The following is a 22323-nucleotide window of genomic DNA, read 5'->3' on the forward strand; positions in this document are numbered from 1 at the left end:
AAAAAGGGTTTTGTTTTTAAAATTAGATGCGTTATTTATTATTCTTTTATAAAAGTTATATGTCGTGTTCCAAAACCTGTTTGTTCTAAAATCAATTCTGTTTCCGATATAGATACAATTTTAGAGCCTTCTGTGCTTCCGTCAGGTAAAGTAATCAAGAAGCCTTCATCTCCTTCGTATTCCATCATTTCATAAGTGCCACTTTCACTAGAATTAAGTTCACAGGTACCTGTGTTTAATGCAAAAAAGCCTAGAGAAAAATCACCAGTAATAGAGAATTCATAGTATGAGTTTTGTTCGCAAGAATCAGCAATAGTCTCCTCTCCAGTTTCAACGTTTAATACTTTTAATAAGAACCATTTATGTGCTAATCGTTCTTTTGTTGTAGGTTCTATACTAGGGTTGTCGTCATCGCTATTACAACTGAAAAAGGTTATAGAAAGTAATAGGCTTAACGTAATAAGTTTTAAAGTTTTCAAAATGTTGGATTTTAATTATTTTAAGTTTAATACAGAAAATAATAAAAGGTTAACATCCTGCTTTATTAATTTTTTTAATCTTAAGAAAAGGGTTTTCTAGGAACACAAATGGTAATTTTTTACACTAAATTTATTCCTAAAAAAATCAAGTTTTAAGACAATCTAGCTTGAATTATGTGTGATAATTATTTATTTATTAACACTTATATTATAATTTTAATACATTGCTTCTTGTTAATTTATAAACGACGTATTAAATGAGTAAAAAAACATCTTACCTACTGGGTATTTTGGTAACCATTGGCATTGGTACTTTGTTAAATTGGTGGCTTTGTTGTAATAATGAAGATTTAGATTATAAAAATACAGAGAAAACTGTGGTAATAGAAGAGGTAAAGAAAGCTAGCTTAAACGCTTTCGTTATTACAGATGGTGATTATGTTTTAAAAAGTAGTGATAATTTTAATTTTAAAACTTCTTCTTTTAAAATAGAAGTACCAGTTTCAGAAGACTTAAAAAAATCGGTTCTAGGTTTAAAAGCATATTTAGATGAAAACCGAACAAAAAGAGTAACTGTAATTGGGTATTACAATAGTGAAGAAACAAACCATTCGGCATATCCTAATTTAGGATTGGCAAGAGCTAATGCGGTAAAAAACTACTTGGTGTCTCAAGGTATTTCTTCAAAAAATATGGATACAAATAGTGGATTAAAAGAGGCGTTGGTTGCTAATGAAAAAGATGTTTTATTTGGTCCAATAGACTATAAGATTACTACAGTTTCTAAAGATACAACAGCAGAAGATGAAGCGTTGCAAATGGCTTGTGAGGATTTAAGGGTAAATCCGTTAGTTTTATATTTTAATACAGGTAAAGCGCAAATAAGCTTAACTACAGAGCAACGTCAAAAAATTGCTAACATATCTAGATGTGTAGATAAATTAGGCGTAAAAGTGTTAGTTGTTGGTTATACAGATAATACAGGAAATGCAGCTAATAATATGGTTCTTGGCCAGCAGAGATCAGATTTTATAAAAAAATATTTAGTACAAAATGGTATTTTAAGTACTAATATAGAGGCTAGCTCTAAAGGACCAAATGAGCCTATTGCAGATAATGCAACCAAAGCAGGTAGAGCTAAAAACAGAAGAACTGTAGTGACTATTAACTAAGTAAAATTGAAAAAAAATAAAGTATGAATTGGTGTGTGTTAATTCCGTTATTAGTTGGTGTAATTTGTGCCTTATTAGGTTATTTATTAGGAAAAAATGCTGAGGCAGGAAAAAAGCCATCTTTTAATGTGTATGCTTATAAAAACAGAATAGCAAAATTAGAAGCAGATTTAGAAACATGTAAATCTAGTAAGGCTCCAGACTAGTGTAGTGTCTTATTAGTAATGAAGAGATAGTGTTAGGTAGTGAAAAGCAATCTCATTCTTTTTATAGCAAACAAAAACCGTTTTATTAATGTAAAACGGTTTTTTTTGTTAAATAAATAAAGTTTTAATGCTAAAATGGTTAGGTTTTTGATAGTTTATGTAAATTAAGTAGCTTTCTTTAAGTTTTATTGATATGAACAAAAAACATATACTGCATTTGTATTGGCGAGCAGGTTTTGGTTTGTTGCCAAAGCAATTAGATGATCTTTCTAGTAAGAGTAGAGAAGAGGTTGTTGATGCGTTGTTTTTAGAGTCTGCTAAAATAACACCATTAACTATAAATACTTCTAGTTTAGATTCTTTTACTAAAGAGGCTTTAGATAAATCTAGAGTTTTAAGGTTGGAGTATAATAAGTTAAACGCTGGTTTAATTAAAAACTATAGCCATAAGTGGATGGATAGATTAGTAAATACTAATGAAACCTTAAGAGAAAAAATGACTCTGTTTTGGGCAAATCATTTTTCGGCAAAAAACGGAAGAATTAACTACGTTAAAAACTTTAATAACACATTAAGAAAGCATGCGTTAGGAGATTTTAGAAAGTTTGTAAAAGCGGTTTCTAAAGATGCTGTAATGATTCAGTTTTTAAATTTAAATCAAAATAATAAATCTAAACCTAATGAGAATTTTGCAAGAGAACTTATGGAGTTGTTTACTCTTGGTGTAGGTCATTATTCTGAAACAGATGTTAAAGAATCTGCAAGAGCGTTTTCAGGATATAAAAATAATTTTGAAGGAGCGTTTGTTTTTAGTAAATACCAACATGATAAAGGTGTTAAGACCTTTTTAGGGGAAACAGGTGCTTTTGAAGGAGATCAAATTATAGATATTATTTTAAAGCAAAAGCAGTGTGCTCGTTTTATTAGCGAAAAAATATATGGCTATTTTGTAAATGAAAATATAAACCAAAGTCATGTAAACTTAATGACAGAAGTGTTTTACAAAGATTATAATATTGAAAACCTAATGCGTTATGTTTTTCAATCCGATTGGTTTTATAATGCAGAAAATATAGGTGTTAAAATTAAGTCGCCAATAGAATTGTTAGTTGGTATGTGTAGAACAATTCCTTTAAGGTTTAATAAAACGGAAGAATTAATAAGAATACAAACCATTTTAAATCAAAGACTATTATATCCACCAGATGTTGCTGGCTGGAAAGGTGGAAAAAATTGGATAAATACGAATAGTATTTTGGTACGTGTGAAATTGCCTTCTATGATTTTAGAAAGAGAATCTTTTACTATACAGCCTAAAGGAAACTTTACCGATAAATTTAAATTGGTTTACGTAAAAAATAAATATCAAGAAAAGTTAAATGTTTCTGTAGATTGGAAAACCTATAAGCAGCATGTGAAAAAAGTAACATCCAATGAGTTGTTGTTTTCATTGGTTTTATGTGAAATAAATTTAGGAACACAAAATTATTTAAAGTCACTAGGTAATTTAACTAAAAAGAAAAATTTAGCAAAAATAATGAGTCTTCCAGAATATCAAATGTGTTAATTATGGATAGAAGAAAATTTTTAAAAAATTCAGCGCTAGCAAGTAGTGTGTTTTTTGTTCCAAGCTTTTTAAAAGCATTCGAAAATGTAGATTTAAGTAACTATGGTTATAATAAATTAGTAGTTATACAACTGTCAGGTGGTAATGATGGATTAAATACTATTGTGCCATACAGAAATGATATTTATTATAAAGCAAGACCAAAGATTGCAATACCTAAAAACGAAGTTATAAAGTTAAATGATGAAATAGGATTGCATAAAAAACTACAGCCATTAAAACGATTGTATGATCAAGGTGATTTAAGTATTATAAATAATGTTGGTTATCCAAACCCAAATAGGTCGCACTCTAGATCTTCAGATATTTGGCATACAGCAAGTGATTCTAATAAATATCTTAAATCTGGTTGGATTGGTCGCTATCTAGATGTATATGGTAAGCATACGCATCAAGCAATAGAAATAGATGACAACCTTTCTATTATGTTACAAGGAGAGCGACGTAATGGTATTGCTACAAGAAGCGCTTCTTTTTTGTATAAAGGACTGCATGAATCTAATTTTAATAAAATATTAGCTTATCAAAACAACAAGCACTTAAATGAGCATAATTTAGGGTATTTGTATAAAACAATGATAGACGCAAAATCATCTGCTACTTATTTGTATGAAAAAACACAAAACTATTCCTCTGCTCAAGATTATCCTACTAAAAATCCGTTAGCAAACCAGTTAAAAACGATTGCGCAGTTTATTAATTCCGGAATTAATACAAAAGTGTATTATGCCAATCTTGTAGGTTTTGATACACATGCAGGACAAGTGAATACACAAGATCGTTTGTTAGATTTATATGCAAACAGTGTAGCTGCTTTTGTAAAGGATTTAAAACGAAATAATACTTTTAAAAACACGTTAATTCTTACTTTTTCAGAATTTGGCAGACGTGTAAAAGAAAACGCAGCAAATGGTACAGATCATGGTGCTGCAAATAATGTTTTTGTTATTGGTGAAAATTTAAAAAAACAAGGTTTGTATAATGATTTGGCAAGCCTAAGTGATTTGGATACAAATGGAGATGTTAAATACGAAATAGATTTTAGAACCATATATGCAACTATTTTAAAGAAATGGCTGAATGTAGATGCTTCAAAAATATTAAACTCCTCTTTTAATTCTTTAGATTTTATTTAAAAAACCTATTAGGTTTAAGTTGCTGCGTATAAATATTTAAAATTACCAACAGAAATTTAAGTTATAATTAGTGTCTCCTTGTGTAAAGTAATAGATGCTATTTTTTGTCAGCAAATTGTTGTGGTATTGATGATTAGCTTTTTCTCGCGTAATGTTTTGTTTGTATAGATGCCATATAAAATAACCTTGCTTCGTGTCCTGGTAATGTACAGGAGAAACAAGGTTAGTTTTATATTGATTAATAGCATAGCAAATATATGATAATCAAGTAGATATGTGTTTTTGAATTATGCGGTTAGTAATGAATATTATATAGTTGGTGTTGTTTTTTGTATAGTTGGTATTTCTTTCCTTTTTAAAATTTGTGCAATACTTCATGTTGGTTAAAAAGAGTACTTGTTAATATTGTTAGTTTATTAAACGGATTTAGGTTTGTTTGTTTATTAGAATATAGTTTGTTGTAAATCATGTTTATACTCTAAATAAGTGTCTTTTTAGAAAAGTAGACTAGATTTATTCTAAAAAAAAATAGTCCTGCTTATGTGTTGATTTCGTGGTGTTTGCTCTTTAGTATGTTTTTGTCTTTGTTTTTAATGTATTGATAATGAGTGTCTTTTCTGTTTTAATGATGGTTTCTAGGTAAGATTTGGTTTTATTTCGCATTAGTTAATTTTTTGCATAATACGCAGAGAATTAACAGTTTTGTAGGAATTTTTTTGTTTTTTTTAACATTTTTACTTTAATTTATGCAGATTATTTAACGAAACAAGGTGTGTTGTTTCGTTTTTTTTGTAATAAAATGTTGAATCTTTAACTGTTTTAATAAATGTCCCAAATGAAATTAAAATCAACAAATTATCAAAATGTACCATTTGTATTCCGTAGTGTTTTTGTGTTGCTTTTTTGTGTGTTATCAGTAGGTTATTCTTATGCTCAGGTCCATTCAAAAGAAAATTATAGTAATGCTTTTATTGAAAAATGTATTGTTGAAGTCTATCAGGATGCAGCAGATGAATTGGTTTTTAATTCCAAATCAAAAAAACTACAGGTAATTACTTATTTTTTTCAAAAACGATATGAGGTAAAATATATGCCAGAATATAGAGGAAAAGAATTCGATTTACTGTCTTCTGTTCCTTTAAATAATAAGTATAATAAACAATTAAAGATAGATGCATATTATAAGCCTGATTCCTTTAATCCTTTAAAGTATCAATTGCCTTTAACTCCTCGGGAAACTAAAATTTACCGTATAGGTGGTACAGACTATTTAATTTTTATTCATGGAAAAAATAAAGGATTATAATTATGAAAAAAACTATTATTCTATATGTCGTTTTTTTGTCTAGTTTATTTACATATGCACAATATGAAATTGATTTAGGAGGTGTAATTACTACTTGTAGTGGTACTTTTTTAGACTCTGGAGGAGCTTCTGGTAATTATGGTAATAATGAACATTACGAAATTACTTTTTGTCCAGATACTCCAGGTACTTATATCCAATTTGATTTTTCTTATTTAGACATAGAAAGCTTTTTTGAGTCTTTATCTTTTTATGAAGGAACTGGTACTGGAGGGACTTTTATTGGTTCTTTTGATGATTTAGATGATATACAGCCTTGTTCTGGTGGATTTATGGCATCCAGTCATTCTTCAGGATGTATAACGGTTGCTTTTGATTCTGATAGTTCTTTTAATTATTCGGGTTGGGAAGCAGATATTTCTTGTGTTTCAACACCTGGAGGTGACACCGGAAACTCAGGTATTCCTGATAATTCGGTTTGTTCTGGAGCAGGGCCCTTTTGCGCAGATGCAGGAGTGTTAGAGTTTCCTAATACTTCAGATGGTGATTGTGTTCCAGATGCTCCTTATGCAGTTGTTGATAATAGTTGTTTGCTTTCTGCGCCAAACCCAGCGTGGTATTATGTTGAAATAGGTGTTTCTGGCGAAATAGTTATAGAAATTGAACAAACTACAGGTCCAGGTGGTACTGGTGCAGGATTAGATGTAGATTATGTGGTTTGGGGACCTTTTACAGATCCTGCTTCTGCTTGTGTTGATTTTGCTTCTGGAGATTGTTATGGCGATCATAATTGTTATGGAACTGTTGTGGATTGTAGTTACAGTATAGCTGCAGTAGAAACAGCAACCATACCAAATGCTGTTGTTGGAGAGTTTTATATGTTTCTTGTTACAAATTATAATGGGGATTCAGGTTATATTACTTTATCCCAAACCAATCAAGGTAATTCTGGTGCAGGATCTACAGATTGTTGTCCATCAATTATGGGTACAGATCCTTCTAGTTGTGGTTCTTCTGATGGTGAAATTGAAATATCATTGTTGTTGCCAAATACTTCGTATGTAATTACTTATAATGATCCAGCTCCTCAGTCAATAAATATAATAAGTAATGCGCTTGGTGAAATTCATATTACTAATCTAAGTGCTGGGTCATATACTAATATAGATACAGGAACGCCAGGTTGTACTCCTAGAGATTTAGTTTTAAATTCTTCAGGAACTGAAATAATTCCAGCTTTCACGCAAGTTCCAGACATATGTTCAGGCGATACATTAGCTGCCTTACCAACTACTTCAGACAATGGAATAAACGGAACGTGGAGTCCAGCGTTAGATAATACAACAACGACGACATATACTTTTACTCCAGATGCAGGAGAATGTGCGAGTACACAAACCATGACGATAACGGTAAATCTAGAGATTGTACCAGCTTTCACGCAAGTTCCAGATATTTGTTCAGGCGATACATTGGCAGCATTACCAACAACATCTAATAACGGAATAAATGGAACATGGAATCCAGCGTTAGATAATACAATAACGACGACGTATACTTTTACTCCAGATGCAGGCGAATGTGCAAGTACACAAACCATGACAATAACAGTAAATCCTGAGGTTGTACCAACTTTCACGCAAGTTCCAGATATCTGTTCAGGAGATGCATTAGCTGCCTTACCAACTACTTCGGACAATGGAATAAATGGAACATGGAGTCCAGCATTAGATAATACAACAACGACGGCGTATACTTTTACACCAGATGCAGGTGAATGTGCAACTGCGCAAACCATGACAATAACAGTAAACCCAGAGATTGTACCAGCTTTTACACAAGTTCCGGATATTTGTTCAGGTGAAACATTAGCTGCCTTACCAACAACATCTAATAACGGAATAGATGGAACATGGAGTCCAGCGTTAGATAATACAACAACGACAACCTATACTTTTACTCCAGATGCTGGCGAATGTGCAAGTGCGCAAGCCATGACGATAACAGTAAATCCTGAGATTGTACCAACTTTCACGCAAGTTCCAGATATTTGTTCAGGTGATACATTGGCAGCATTACCAACAACTTCAGGCAATGGAATAAATGGAACGTGGAGTCCAGCGTTAGATAATACAACAACTACGACATATACTTTTACACCAGATGCAGGTGAATGTGCAAGTACGCAAACCATGACGATAACAGTAAATCCAGAGGTTGTACCAACTTTCATGCAAGTTCCAGAAATCTGTTCAGGAGATACATTAGCTGCCTTACCAACTACTTCAGACAATGGAATAAACGGAACATGGAGTCCAGCATTGGATAATACAACAACGACAACCTATACTTTTACACCAGATGCAGGTGAATGTGCAAGTACGCAAACCATGACGATAACAGTAAATCCAGAGGTTGTACCAACTTTCATGCAAGTTCCAGATATTTGTTCAGGTGAAACATTAGCTCCCTTGCCAACCACTTCGGACAATGGAATAAATGGAACATGGAGTCCATCGCTAGATAATACAACAACGACAACCTATACTTTTACACCAAATGCAGGCGAGTGTGCGAGTACGCAAACCATGACGATAACAGTAAATCCGGAGATTGTACCAACTTTCACGCAAGTTCCAGATATTTGTTCAGGAGATACAATAGCTCCCTTACCAACCACTTCGGACAATGGAATAAGTGGAACGTGGAGTCCAGCGTTGGATAATACAACAACGACGACGTATACTTTTACTCCAGATGTAGGAGAGTGTGCGAGTACACAAACCATGACGATAACAGTAAATCCTGAGGTTGTACCAACTTTCACGCAAGTTCCAGACATATGTTCAGGCGATACAATAGCTGCCTTACCAACTACTTCAGGCAATGGGATAAATGGAACGTGGAGTCCTGCGTTAGATAATACAGCAACGACGACGTATACTTTTACACCAGATGTAGGAGAATGTGCAACTGCACAAACCATGACGATAACGGTAAATCCAGAAGTTGTACCAACTTTTACGCAAGTTTCAGATATTTGTTCAGGCGATACATTAGTTGCGTTACCAACCATTTCAGATAATGGGATAAGCGGAACGTGGAGTCCAGCGTTAGATAATACAACAACGACAACCTATACTTTTACTCCAGATGCTGGCGAATGTGCAAGTGCGCAAGCCATGACTATAACAGTAAATCCTGAGATTGTACCAACTTTCACGCAAGTTCCAGATATTTGTTCAGGTGATACATTGGCAGCATTACCAACAACTTCAGGCAATGGAATAAATGGAACATGGAGTCCAGCGTTAGATAATACAACAACCACGACCTATACTTTTACACCAGATGCAGGTGAATGTGCAACTACACAAACCATGACGATAACAGTAAACCCAGAGGTTGTACCAACTTTTACGCAAGTTCCAGATATTTGTTCAGGCGATACATTGGCGGCATTACCAACCACTTCAGACAATGGAATAAATGGAACATGGAGTCCTGCGTTAGATAATACAGCAACGACGACCTATACTTTTACTCCAGATGCAGGCGAGTGTGCAACTACGCAAACCATGACGATAACAGTAAATCCAGAGGTTGTACCAGTTTTTACACAAGTTCCAGATATTTGTTCAGGTGATACATTAGTTGCGTTACCAATCACTTCAGACAATGGAATAAATGGAACGTGGAGTCCAGCGTTAGATAATACAACGACGACGATGTATACTTTTACACCAGATGTAGGAGAATGTGCGAGTACACAAACCATGACGATAACAGTGAATTCAGAGGTTATACCAGCTTTCACGCAAGTTCCAGATATTTGTTCAGGAGATACATTGGCAGTGTTACCAACTACTTCAGACAATGGAATAAATGGAACGTGGAGTCCAGCATTAGATAATACAACAACGACAACCTATACTTTTACTCCAAATGCAGGAGAATGTGCGAGTACACAAACCATGACGATAACAGTAAATCCTGAGGTTGTACCAACTTTCACGCAAGTTCCAGACATATGTTCAGGCGATACGTTAGCTGCGTTACCAACTACTTCTAATAACGGAATAAATGGAACATGGAGCCCTGTATTAGATAATACAACAACGACAACCTATACCTTTACTCCAGATGCAGGAGAATGTGCGAGTACACAAACCATGACAATAACGGTAAATCCAGCGGTTGTACCAACTTTTACGCAAGTTCCAGACATTTGTTCAGGTGATACATTGACAGCATTGCCAGCTACTTCAGGCAATGGAATAAATGGAACATGGAGTCCAGCGTTAGATAATACAACAACCACGACCTATACTTTTACACCAGATGCAGGTGAATGTGCAACTACACAAACCATGACGATAACAGTAAACCCAGAGGTTGTACCAACTTTTACGCAAGTTCCAGATATTTGTTCAGGCGATACATTGGCGGCATTACCAACCACTTCAGACAATGGAATAAATGGAACATGGAGTCCTGCATTAGATAATACAGCAACGACGACCTATACTTTTACTCCAGATGCAGGCGAGTGTGCAACTACACAAACCATGACGATAACGGTAAATTCAGTAGTAACTCCTAATTTCACACAAGTAGCAGAAATTTGTTCAGGCGATACATTGGCTGCGTTACCAACAACATCTAATAACGGAATAAATGGAACATGGAGTCCTGCGTTAAATAATACAGCAACGACGACGTATACTTTTACTCCAGATGCAGGCGAGTGTGCAACTGCACAAACCATGACGATAACAGTGCATCCAGAAATAACTCCTACTTTTACACAAGTAGCAGCAATATGTTCAGGAGATGCATTGACAGCGTTACCAACAACATCTAATAATGGAATAAATGGAACGTGGAGTCCATCTCTAGATAATACAACAACTACAACCTATACCTTTACTCCAGAGGCAGGTGTTTGCGCAAGTGAGCAAACTATGACGATAACTGTAAACCCACAGGTTGTTCCAGCTTTTACACAAGTAGCAGAAATATGTTATGGAGATACGCTGACTGCATTGCCAACAACTTCAAACAATGGAATAGATGGAACGTGGAATCCAGCATTAGATAATACAACAACGACAACCTATACCTTTACTCCAGATGCAGGCGAGTGTGCGAGTACGCAAACCATGACGATAACAGTAAATCCAGAGATTGTACCAACTTTCACGCAAGTTCCAAGTATTTGTTCAGGTGATACATTGACAGCATTGCCAACAACTTCAGACAATGGAATAAGTGGAACATGGAGTCCAGCATTAGATAATACGACAACGACGACCTATACTTTTACTCCAGATGCAGGTGAATGTGCAACTACACAAACCATGACGATAACAGTAAATCCGGAGATTGTACCAACTTTCACGCAAGTTCCAGATATTTGTTCAGGTGATACATTGACAGCATTACCAACAACTTCAGACAATGGAATAAATGGAACGTGGAGTCCAGCATTAGATAATACGACAACGACAACCTATACTTTTACTCCAAATGCAGGCGAGTGTGCGAGTACGCAAACCATGACGATAACGGTAAATTCGGAGGTTGTACCAACTTTTACGCAAGTTCCAGAAATCTGTTCAGGCGATACATTGGCAGCATTACCAACAACATCTAATAACGGAATAAATGGAACATGGAGTCCAGCGTTAGATAATACAACAACGACGACGTATACTTTTACACCAAATGCAGGAGAATGTGCAACTACACAAACGATGACTATAGCAGTTGGTCATGTGGTTCCAACTTTCACACAAGTTCCAGATATTTGTTCAGGTGATACATTGACAGCATTGCCAGCTACTTCGGGTAATGGAATAAGCGGAACATGGAGTCCAATGCTAGATAATACAACAACGACGACGTATACTTTTACTCCAGATGCTGGCGAATGTGCAAGTACGCAAACCATGACGATAACAGTAAATCCGGAGATTGTACCAACTTTCACGCAAGTTCCAGAAATCTGTTCAGGAGATACATTGGCAGCATTGCCAACAACATCTAATAACGGAATAAATGGAGCATGGAGTCCAGCGTTAGATAATACAACAACGACGACGTATACTTTTATGCCAAATGCAGGTGAATGTGCAACTACACAAACTATGACTATAGCAGTTGGTCATGTCGTTCCAACTTTCACGCAAGTTCCAGGTATCTGTTCAGGCGATACATTGGTGGCATTACCAACAACTTCAGATAATGGAATAAATGGAACGTGGAGTCCAGTGTTAGATAATACAACAACGACGACATATACTTTTACTCCAGATGCAGGCGAGTGTGCGAGTACACAAACTATGACGATAACGGTAAATCCAGAGGTTGTACCAACTTTCACGCAAGTTCTAGACATATGTTCAGGAGATACATTGACAGCATTACCAACAACTTCAGACAATGGAATAAACGGAACGTGGAGTCCAGCATTAGATAATACAACAACGACAACCTATACCTTTACTCCAGATGCAGGCGAGTGTGCGAGTACGCAAACCATGACGATAACAGTAAATCCAGAGATTGTACCAACTTTCACGCAAGTTCCAGATATTTGTTCAGGCGATACATTGCCTGCGTTACCAACAATTTCAGACAATGGAATAAATGGATCATGGAGTCCAGCATTAGATAATACAATAACGACAACCTATACCTTTACTCCAGATGCAGGAGAATGTGCGAGTACACAAACCATGACAATAACGGTAAATCCAGCGGTTGTACCAGCTTTCACGCAAGTTCCAGGCATTTGTTCAGGCGATACATTAGTTGCCTTGCCAACTACTTCGGACAATGGAATAAACGGAACATGGAGTCCAGTATTGGATAATACAACAACTACGACGTATACTTTTACTCCAAATGCTGGCGAGTGTGCAAGTACGCAAACCATGACGATAACAGTAAATACAGAGGTTGTACCAACTTTTACGCAAGTTCCAGATATTTGTTCAGGAGATACATTAGCTCCTTTACCAGCTACTTCAGACAATGGTATAAATGGAACGTGGAGTCCGGCATTAGATAATACAACAACGACGGCGTATACTTTTACGCCAGATGCAGGTGAATGTGCAACTACGCAAACCATGACGATAATGGTAAATTCAGTAGTAACTCCTAGTTTCACGCAAGTAGCAGAAATCTGTTCAGGAGATACATTGGCTGCGTTACCAACAACTTCAGATAATGGAATAAATGGAACGTGGAGTCCTGTGTTAAATAATACAGCAACGACGACGTATACTTTTACTCCAGATGCAGGCGAGTGTGCAACTGCACAAACCATGACGATAACAGTGCATCCAGAAATAACTCCTACTTTTACACAAGTAGTAGCAATATGTTCAGGAGATACATTGACAGCGTTACCAACAACATCTAATAATGGAATAAATGGAACGTGGAGTCCAGCTCTAGATAATACAACAACTACAACCTATACCTTTACCCCAGAGGCAGGTGTTTGCGCAAGTGAGCAAACTATGACGATAACTGTAAACCCACAGGTTGTTCCAGCTTTTACACAAGTAGCAGAAATATGTTATGGAGATACGTTGACTGCATTGCCAACAACTTCAAACAATGGAATAGATGGAACGTGGAGTCCAGCATTAGATAATACAATGACTACTACTTATACGTTTACGCCAAATGCAGGTATTTGTGCAACTACACAGACCATGACAATTGCAGTGAATTCTTTGCCTGTTTTAAATTTAGATGATAGCTATGTTTTGTGCATGGATGGAGCAAATGTTATAGATCCTCCTGTGATTACTACAGGTTTAGATGAATTGAATTATAGTTACGAGTGGTTTTTAGATGGCGTTTTAATAATTGGAGAAACAGGAAGTAGTTTGGTTCCTGTTCAAGCAGGAGTTTATAGTGTGGTAGTTACTAATGTAATGACAGGTTGTTCTACTGTTGTTGGAGATGTAGATACTATAACGGTTGTTATTGAAAGTGGTTCTCCTTTGTTAGAGGTGCATACAATAACTCCAGATTTTGCAAATACACATACTATAGAAGCTATAGCAACAGGAGGAGGTGATTATGAGTTTAGTCTAGATAATGGTTCTTGGGTAAATAATTTACCAGATGCTAATAGTTATATTTTTACAGATGTTTCCCCTGGTGTGCATACTGTTGAAGTTAGAGATATAAACGGTTGTGGAGATGATCAAAAAGAGATTTTAGTGTTAGATTATCCATTGTTTTTTACCCCAAATAATGATGGTTATAATGATACTTGGCAAATTTTAGGTTTAGGAAATCAGCCAGATGCTAAAATCTACATTTTTGATAGATATGGTAAGTTGTTAAAGCAATTAAGTCCTACGAGTCTTGGTTGGGACGGAACGTTTAATGGGCAGCCTATGCCAGCAAGTGACTATTGGTTCTTGTTACAATATAGAGGTGTAAACGATTTGGTAGGAGCGAGTAGAAAAGAGTTTAAAGCACACTTTAGTTTGAAAAGGTAGGTAATTGGAGTGTGTGTTTAAGTTATTAAAACATTATGTGAAAAAGCGAGTAATACTGCTTGTTGTTTGTGTTTAATAGTTGTTTAGCTGTATTTTATTTTTCGAAGAATACGTAGGGATTCTTTAAAAAATAGATATGCTTTTTCACTGTGTTTTTTTAAATAAGGCTTTGCTTCTATGAGTTTATCTATGGCTTCGTGAAAATTGTTTAAGTAGCAAATTAGATAAGTTTCCGGAAGGTTAACTAAGTCTATTTCTTCGTTTTTATTAAGCTTTAGGTTGTTTTTAAGCTTTTCTAGTAAGGCGTTGTTAGAGTTGTAGATATGGTATAAAACTCTTTTGTTAAATTGAGGAGCTTCAAAAAGTAAATTGGTTTCAATGGTGTAGTTGGCGTTATTTTCAAAACGAATAACAGTTTCTTCTAACTTGTAATATTTTGAAGCATTATGTAATCCTAGATTAACATATTCAATAATTTTAAAACTATCCTCATTATGGTTTATAGCTACTTCGTCTAAAGTTGAAAAAAATAAACGTACTTGTTCGTTTATCATTTCAATATCTACTCTGGAATAGAAAATTTCCTTGCCAACAATTTTTTGTTTTCCAGACCAGCATAGTACAAAGTATTCTTTAAAAACCTTGTATTTGGGTTGGAAGTCTTTTTTCTTATTAAAAAAATTAAAAACGCTATCTAAGGTGTGTTGAATGTTGTTTTTAGAGTGGTTTTCTATGGCTTCAACAATTGGAGAGTTTACATCTGTAATGTTGCTTTTAAAATTTTTAGGCATACTCATGCTGCCATCTCTAAAAAATACAGCTCCACCATAATATTTCCAGATGTTTTTTCGTAGAGAAGTTAGTTTTCCTATTCCTCTTATGGTTACTAAGCCAACTACTTTATTGTCTGGTAAATGAGGAAAAGGAATGTTTTCGTATTGAACAATTGGAGGGTTATTTAGGTATGCGTTAATTAAATTCTGAATTTTAGAATCGTCAAAAAAATCTACACCAATAATTTTGTTGTCTTCGTCTTCAACGCCAATTACAATGTAGGAATTGTTTTTAGGATTGCTGTTAGAGAGTGCGCATACGTGTTTTAAAAACTTTGCTTTTCCTTCTTTTTGGCTAATATCTATTTTACGCTTTTTGTCATAAAAACTGTTCTCATCGTTGTGAGCTAATAAGTTTTTAATTAAAAGGCGTTTATTAATCATTGGTGCTTTTGTATGTAGACTTTGCTCGAAATTTACTCGAGCAAAGTCTTTTTAGGTTATAGTTCTTTTTTCACAATAGTACTACTTGCTTGTGCTGTTGGAAATACTAATAAATCTGCAATATTTACGTGAGGAGGACGCGTAATAGCAAAGTAAATAATGTCTGCAATATCTTCTGGTTGTAGTGCTTTGTACCCTTTGTATACGTTATCTGCAATGGCGTCACCTTTAAAACGTACTTGTGAAAATTCGGTTTCTACCAAACCAGGATTAATGGCTCCAACTTTAATTCCGTAAGGATTAAGGTCTATTCGCATACCTTCTGTTATGGCTAAAACAGCGTGTTTGCTACCACAATACACGTTTCCTTTTGGGTAAACTTCTTTTCCTGCAGAAGAGCCAATATTAATGATATGTCCAGATTTGTTTTTAGTCATTATCGGTATTACTGCTTTGCTAACATATAGCAATCCTTTTACGTTAATGTCTATCATGGCATCCCAATCTTCTAAAGTTCCGCTTTCAATTGGGTCTAAACCATGTGCATTTCCTGCATTGTTTATTAAAATGTCTATGTTTTTAAACGCTTCTGGTAGGGATTCCATTGCATTAAAAGTTGCTTTTTTGTCGCGTACATCAAAATTTAAGGTGTGTACGTTGGTTTGTTTGCTTAATGCTTTTTCTATGGTGTCTAAGCGTTCTTGTCTTCTTCCGCAAAGAATTAGGTTTATGCCATGTTTTGCAAATTCATGTGCTGTAGCTCTTCCTATTCCGCTTGTTGCTCCTGTTATTAATGCTGTTTTTTTCATGTCTTTTCCTGTAAAATCAGAAATCTTTTTAATGTTATTATCTGTATTCCTTTCCACGAAAGTGGAATTGTTTTTCTTGTTTATGCTTTAGCAAGCAATTGCATGTTGGTGCTAAATACTGTAGCTTGTTTTATGGGACTTTGTGTCCTTGGCAAGCCACTAAAATTTTAAACCAATCTTCTAGTTCTAACGCTATGTTTATTGCTTGTACGGCATTTTCAATTCGTTTTTGGTTTGTGGTTCCTATTATTGGGTGTATTCCTGCAGGATGTTTTAAAATCCAAGCAAGTAAAAGTTGATCTTCTGTTGCGTTGTATTTTTCTATTAAAGCACCAAGTTGCTTATGTATACGTCTGGTTTGTTCTGTATCTTCTTTAAAAACAATACCTAAAGGAGACCATGCCATTGGTATGATATTGTTTATTTGCATTTGGTCTAATGTGCCATTATGCATAGCTGTATGTTGTGTTAAGGAAAATTCTATTTGGTTTACAGAAACCTCTGTGTATTTTGAAATTAGATCTACTTGTGATGGTAAAAAGTTAGAAACTCCAAAAGCTTTTATTTTTCCTTGGCTTTTTAATATGGTTATGGCTTCAGCTACTTCATCAGGTTGCATTAAAGGACTTGGTCTATGTAGTAATAAGAGATCTAAAAACTCTGTTTTTAAGTTTTTTAGCGATTCTTCGGCAGACCAAATAATATATTCTTTGCTGTAATTGTAGTGTTTTACTTCGTTTTTTCTGTTTTCACTAATGTATTGAATACCACATTTACTAATTAATTGAATTTTTTCACGAGCTATATTGCTTTCCGCGAAAGCGTTACCAAATGCAGTTTCAGTAGTATAGCTACCATAAATATCTGCATGATCAAAACTTGTAATATCTTTTGAAACACAATGGTTTAGTAGGTTAATCATCTCTTTTTTAGAGAGTTGTTTTCCCCATTCGCCCCAAGTCATGGTTCCAGCAATAATTCTTGAAAATAATTTAGTAGTCATTTTTTTTATTTTGAACATTAAAAATAGAAAAGAAAAACTCTTAAACATATATTAAACACTACAACTTTTAACCAATTATTAACAGCAAGGCATTGAAAATTTTAACAATTTGCACATCCAAATTAGGAATATTAAATTCAAGCCTTTAAAAATTAAAAAAGATGGAAGTTACAAGTACAGTTGATATTAAGTCAATTAACGATAAAATTGAAAAGGAGAGTGCTTTTGTAGATTTACTTACATTAGAAATGAATAAAGTAATTGTGGGCCAAAAAGATATGGTCGAGCGATTATTAATAGGATTACTTGGTCAAGGACATATTTTATTAGAAGGTGTTCCTGGTCTGGCAAAAACCTTAGCTATTAATACACTTTCTCAAGCTGTAGCTGGAAGTTTTAGTAGAATACAGTTTACTCCAGATTTATTACCTGCAGATGTTACCGGAACTTTAATTTATAATATGAAGGAAAACGACTTCAAAATTAAAAAAGGTCCAATATTTGCAAATTTTGTACTAGCCGATGAGATTAATAGAGCACCTGCAAAAGTGCAATCTGCTTTATTAGAAGCAATGCAAGAAAAACAGGTAACCATTGGTGATGATACTTTTAAGTTAGATAAACCGTTTTTAGTAATGGCTACCATGAATCCTGTAGAACAAGAAGGTACGTATCCTTTACCAGAAGCACAGGTTGACCGTTTTATGTTAAAAACAGTAATAGATTACCCTAAGCAAGCAGAAGAGCAATTAATTATGCGAGCTAACCTAAAAGGTTCTTGGGAAAAAGTAAATGCTGTGGTTTCTGTAGATCAAATTATAAAGGCACAACAAGTGGTACGTGAAGTATATATGGATGAAAAAATAGAAAAATACATTCTAGACATCATTTTTGCTACACGTTATCCTGAAAAATATAAATTACAAGACTTAAAACCATTAATTTCTTTTGGTGCATCTCCTCGTGGTAGTATTAACCTTGCAACAGCTGCAAAATGTTATGCGTTTATTAAGCGAAGAGGGTATGTAATACCAGAAGATGTTCGTGCTGTTGTGTATGATGTATTACGTCATAGAATAGGAATTACCTACGAAGCAGAAGCAGAAAATATCACCTCTGTAGATATTATAAACAAAATTGTAAACGAGATTGAAGTGCCATAAAATTGTCATTTCTGCGAAGGCAGGAATCTTATTGATAATTATTAAAAACTTAATTAGATAGATTTCGCATCAGGTGCGCAATGACAGAAAAACAATGGATACCAAAGAATTACTGAAAAAAGTACGAAAAATTGAGATTAAGACACGTAGACTGTCTGATCATATTTTTGGAGGAGAATACCATTCTACCTTTAAGGGTCGTGGTATGACTTTTTCTGAAGTAAGACAGTATCAATATGGTGATGATGTACGTAATATAGACTGGAATGTTACTGCAAGAACAATAATACCACATGTAAAGGTTTTTGAAGAAGAGCGAGAACTTATTATGATGCTTATGGTAGATGTTTCTGGGTCTGAATTATTTGGTACAGAGGAGCAATTTAAAAACGAAGTAGTAACAGAAATAGCTGCAACCTTAGCCTTTTCTGCTACGCAGAACAATGATAAAATAGGCTTGATTTTATTTAGCGATGAGGTAGAGCTTTATGTTCCTCCTAAAAAAGGAAGATCGCATGTATTGCGTATTATACGTGAGCTAATTGAATTTCAACCAAAAAGCAAAGGAACCAATGTAGCCGAAGCTTTAAAGTTTATGCGTAACGTAATGAAAAAGAAAGCTATTGTTTTTGTGCTTTCTGATTTTATTGCAGATGATTATAAACAAACCTTAAAAATTGCTGCTGGTAAACACGATATAACCGGAATTAGAGTGTATGATAAGCACGAAGAAGAAATGCCAAATATTGGTATGGTGCAAATGCAAGATGAAGAAACAGGAGAGTTACTTTTAGTAAATACACAATCTAAATCGGTACGTAAAAATTACGCTAAATTCTACCATGAAAAAGTAGACTATTATAGAGATAGCTTTGCTAAATCTGGAGCAGGAACCATAGATTGTCGTGTAGATGAAAGTTATGTAAAAAAGCTTTTAGGTTATTTTAAAAGAAGAGGATAAAAAGATTAACAATTTATGAATTACGATTTTAGATTTTTGAATGATAAAATAAAGCAGACTAAAGCAGTAGCGCTGTCTTTATTGTTTATTCTATTTTCTGTCTTTTCATTTGCGCAACAAATGACATCTTCTATAGATTCTACTTCTATAAAAATAGGAGCGCAAATTACCTATAAAGTACAAGTAGAAACAGATACAACAAATGTTGTGGTTTTTCCTGAAGGACAAACATTTCTTCCTTTAGAGGTTATAGAATCTTACGCTATAGATACTACTAAAGAAGATGCAAAATATAAACTAATAAAAAAATACGGTTTAACGCAATTTGACTCTGGAGTGTATACCATTCCTAGACAAAAAATTGTAATTGGTACCAAAGTATTTCAAACAGATTCTTTACAAGTAGAAGTAAAAAATATTGTGGTAGATACTACAAAACAAGGATTGTATGATATTAAACCAATTATTGAAGTAGAAAAAACACCAAGCCAATGGTTTAAATATTTTCTGTTAACCTTACTAATTCTATCTGTAATTGGCTTTGTATTATATTGGTTTATATGGAGAAAAAAACCACTTACAAAAGAAGAAAAAATTGCATTGCTTCCGCCTTATGATAGAGCAAAACTAGCACTTCAAAATTTAGATGAAAGTAGTTATTTAGAAAATGCAGAAATAAAAGATTACTATTCTGAGTTAACCTTTATTATAAGAAAATATCTAGACGAAAAAGTCTATGATCGTGCTCTAGAAAGTACTACAGATGAATTAATAAACAGGTTAAATTTATTAAAAGATGGCAATCAAATAGATATTAGTAAAGAGGATATTAAAAATATTGAAACCATCTTAAAGCGTGCCGATTTAGTAAAATTTGCAAAATCTGCTCCAGATATAGAACTGGCAAAATTAGATAGAAATACTATTGATGTTGAAATAGATCAAGTAAAAGAAGCCTTGCCAGAACCAACCGAAGAAGAGAAAAAGCAAGACCAAAGATATCAAGAAGCATTAGAGAAAAAACAAAAACGCAAAAAAACAATTCTTACAATTGTTGCAGTTGTAGCATTGTGTATAGCTACGTTTGTTGGTTTTGGATTAAAATATGGCTTTACTTATGTAAAAGACACTATTATTGGTCATGAATCTAAAGAGCTGTTAGAAGGTAATTGGGTAACTAGTGATTATGGTTTTCCTGCAATTACTATTTCAACACCAAAAGTTTTAAAAAGAGATAATCCGCCAATTCCTGAAGAAGTAAAAGCAAAACTACAAATGAGTGTTTTTAGTTTTGGTAGTGCTTCAGAACCTTTAAGTGTTAAGCTTAGTACACTAAAAGTGAATCAGCAAGAAGGTCAAGAAAAAATAGATCTAAATCAAGTTTCAGAAAAGGCTATTCAAGATTTAGAAAAGCAAGGAGTTATAAATATGCTTGTTAAAAACGAAAAATTTGTAACACCTAATAATGCCGAAGGTTTAAAAACCTACGGAACAGCAAGTCTACCTGTTGCAGGCACAGAAAACTATTTTGATGGTGAATATATATTGCTGCATTTTACATCACAAAATGTAATACAAGAAATAGCAATTACCTACAGAAAAGACGATGTGTATGCTAAAGAAATAGCAGAAAGAATTGTAGACTCTGTTGAGTTAATAAAAGAAGAAATAGCAAAAAAAGAACAAGAAGAAAAGTAAATCATGTTTGAAGGAATAGAATTTTTAAATAAAGAATTTTTCTGGTTGTTTTTACTACTTCCATTGGCATTGCTATGGTATGTTTTTAAACATAAAAAGCAAACTGCAGAATTAAAAATATCTAGTTTAAAGGGTTTTAAGGTAAGCAACTCTTGGCTGCCAAAATTAAGACATTTGCTTTTTGCTTTGCGTCTACTAGCTTTAGCAGCATTAATAACTGCAATGGCAAGACCTAGAACTGTAGATGTTTCTACAAAAACAAAAACAACTCGAGGTATAGATATTGTTATGGCAATAGATGTATCTGCAAGTATGTTGGCAAAAGATTTAAGTCCTAATCGTTTAGAAGCCTTAAAAGATGTAGCAGCAGAATTTATAGCAGGAAGACCAAATGATAGAATAGGTTTGGTAGAATATGCAGGAGAAAGTTATACCAAAACACCTATTACAAGTGATAAATCTATTGTATTACGTTCTTTAAATGAAATTCGATATAACAATATTATTGAAGGAGGTACAGCAATAGGAATGGGTTTAGCAACTTCTGTAAACCGTTTAAAAGACAGTAAAGCTAAGAGTAAAGTTATTATTTTACTTACAGATGGTGTAAACAACTCTGGTTTTATAGATCCTAAAATAGCAAGTGAATTAGCAGTAGAATATGGTATTAAAGTATACACCATTGGTTTAGGTACTAACGGAATGGCGCTATCTCCTTATGCTGTTAATCCTAATGGTTCTTTTCAATATGCTAGAGTGCAAGTAGAAATTGACGAAGCATTACTTAAAGAAATTGCAGAGGCTACAGGCGGAAAATACTTTAGAGCAACCAATAATAAAAAGCTTGCCGAAATTTATGACGAAATCAATAAACTAGAAAAAACAGAAATAGAAGAGTTTAAATTTTATAATTACGAAGAAAAATATCGTCCGTTAGTACTATTAGCAGGACTTTTATTAGCAATAGAGCTATTATTGCGTTTCACAATTTTTAGAAGCTTTGTTTAATTTAAAA

At 34.0% G+C, this 22323-nt stretch carries 14 protein-coding genes; 10 read left to right on the forward strand and 4 right to left on the reverse strand.

What is annotated here, in order from left to right; all coding sequences use genetic code 11:
* Positions 1 to 38: 38 nt before the first annotated feature.
* Positions 39 to 479 carry a lipocalin-like domain-containing protein gene (locus tag ACFSSB_RS11920; RefSeq protein ID WP_379904508.1) on the reverse strand — a complete coding sequence of 147 codons (441 nt, stop codon included), beginning with the start codon at positions 477 to 479 and terminating at the stop codon, positions 39 to 41.
* Between the two features lie 257 nt (positions 480 to 736).
* Here ACFSSB_RS11920 and ACFSSB_RS11925 point away from each other — a divergent pair, with 257 nt between their 5' ends.
* The 6 genes from ACFSSB_RS11925 to ACFSSB_RS11950 all read left to right on the forward strand — a co-directional run bounded on the left by ACFSSB_RS11925 (position 737) and on the right by ACFSSB_RS11950 (position 14457).
* Entirely contained in the window at positions 737 to 1651 is a 915-nt protein-coding gene (locus tag ACFSSB_RS11925; RefSeq protein WP_379904510.1) for an OmpA family protein, read from the forward strand.
* A 23-nt stretch (positions 1652 to 1674) separates the two neighbouring features.
* Positions 1675 to 1857: a hypothetical protein gene (locus tag ACFSSB_RS11930; protein WP_379904512.1), complete on the forward strand. Its 183-nt coding sequence runs from the start codon at positions 1675 to 1677 to the stop codon at positions 1855 to 1857.
* Positions 1858 to 2050: 193 nt separating this feature from the next.
* Positions 2051 to 3424, forward strand: a complete 1374-nt coding sequence (locus ACFSSB_RS11935) for a DUF1800 domain-containing protein (protein ID WP_379904514.1) — start codon at positions 2051 to 2053, stop codon at positions 3422 to 3424.
* Positions 3425 to 3426: 2 nt separating this feature from the next.
* On the forward strand, positions 3427 to 4620 hold the full coding sequence (locus ACFSSB_RS11940) for a DUF1501 domain-containing protein (protein WP_379904516.1): 1194 nt from the start codon (positions 3427 to 3429) through the stop codon (positions 4618 to 4620).
* A gap of 835 nt (positions 4621 to 5455) precedes the next feature.
* Positions 5456 to 5926, forward strand: coding sequence for a hypothetical protein (locus ACFSSB_RS11945; RefSeq protein ID WP_379904518.1), 471 nt, complete (start codon positions 5456 to 5458; stop codon positions 5924 to 5926).
* 2 nt (positions 5927 to 5928) lie between these two features.
* Entirely contained in the window at positions 5929 to 14457 is an 8529-nt protein-coding gene (locus tag ACFSSB_RS11950) for a T9SS type B sorting domain-containing protein (RefSeq protein WP_379904520.1), read from the forward strand.
* An 83-nt stretch (positions 14458 to 14540) separates the two neighbouring features.
* Here ACFSSB_RS11950 and ACFSSB_RS11955 read toward each other — a convergent pair whose 3' ends face one another.
* The 3 genes from ACFSSB_RS11955 to ACFSSB_RS11965 form a co-directional block, all read right to left on the reverse strand.
* The gene (locus ACFSSB_RS11955) at positions 14541 to 15674 is read right to left on the reverse strand and encodes an ATP-binding protein (RefSeq protein WP_379904523.1); all 1134 of its coding nucleotides are present in this window, start codon (positions 15672 to 15674) and stop codon (positions 14541 to 14543) included.
* Positions 15675 to 15730: 56 nt separating this feature from the next.
* The gene (locus tag ACFSSB_RS11960) at positions 15731 to 16483 is read right to left on the reverse strand and encodes an SDR family NAD(P)-dependent oxidoreductase (protein ID WP_379905681.1); all 753 of its coding nucleotides are present in this window, start codon (positions 16481 to 16483) and stop codon (positions 15731 to 15733) included.
* Between the two features lie 130 nt (positions 16484 to 16613).
* The gene (locus ACFSSB_RS11965) at positions 16614 to 17486 is read right to left on the reverse strand and encodes an aldo/keto reductase (RefSeq protein WP_379904525.1); all 873 of its coding nucleotides are present in this window, start codon (positions 17484 to 17486) and stop codon (positions 16614 to 16616) included.
* A 161-nt stretch (positions 17487 to 17647) separates the two neighbouring features.
* Here ACFSSB_RS11965 and ACFSSB_RS11970 point away from each other — a divergent pair, with 161 nt between their 5' ends.
* From ACFSSB_RS11970 to ACFSSB_RS11985, 4 genes are all read left to right on the forward strand, one after another.
* Positions 17648 to 18649 carry an AAA family ATPase gene (locus tag ACFSSB_RS11970; protein WP_379904527.1) on the forward strand — a complete coding sequence of 334 codons (1002 nt, stop codon included), beginning with the start codon at positions 17648 to 17650 and terminating at the stop codon, positions 18647 to 18649.
* A gap of 94 nt (positions 18650 to 18743) precedes the next feature.
* On the forward strand, positions 18744 to 19610 hold the full coding sequence (locus tag ACFSSB_RS11975) for a DUF58 domain-containing protein (RefSeq protein WP_379904529.1): 867 nt from the start codon (positions 18744 to 18746) through the stop codon (positions 19608 to 19610).
* Between the two features lie 15 nt (positions 19611 to 19625).
* Positions 19626 to 21308 (forward strand): hypothetical protein, encoded by a 1683-nt coding sequence (locus ACFSSB_RS11980; protein ID WP_379904531.1) that lies wholly within the window; start codon positions 19626 to 19628, stop codon positions 21306 to 21308.
* A gap of 3 nt (positions 21309 to 21311) precedes the next feature.
* Positions 21312 to 22316, forward strand: a complete 1005-nt coding sequence (locus ACFSSB_RS11985) for a vWA domain-containing protein (protein WP_379904533.1) — start codon at positions 21312 to 21314, stop codon at positions 22314 to 22316.
* Positions 22317 to 22323: the final 7 nt, after the last annotated feature.

The organism is Lacinutrix gracilariae, assembly GCF_042684485.1.
Taxonomy (GTDB): domain Bacteria; phylum Bacteroidota; class Bacteroidia; order Flavobacteriales; family Flavobacteriaceae; genus Oceanihabitans; species Oceanihabitans gracilariae.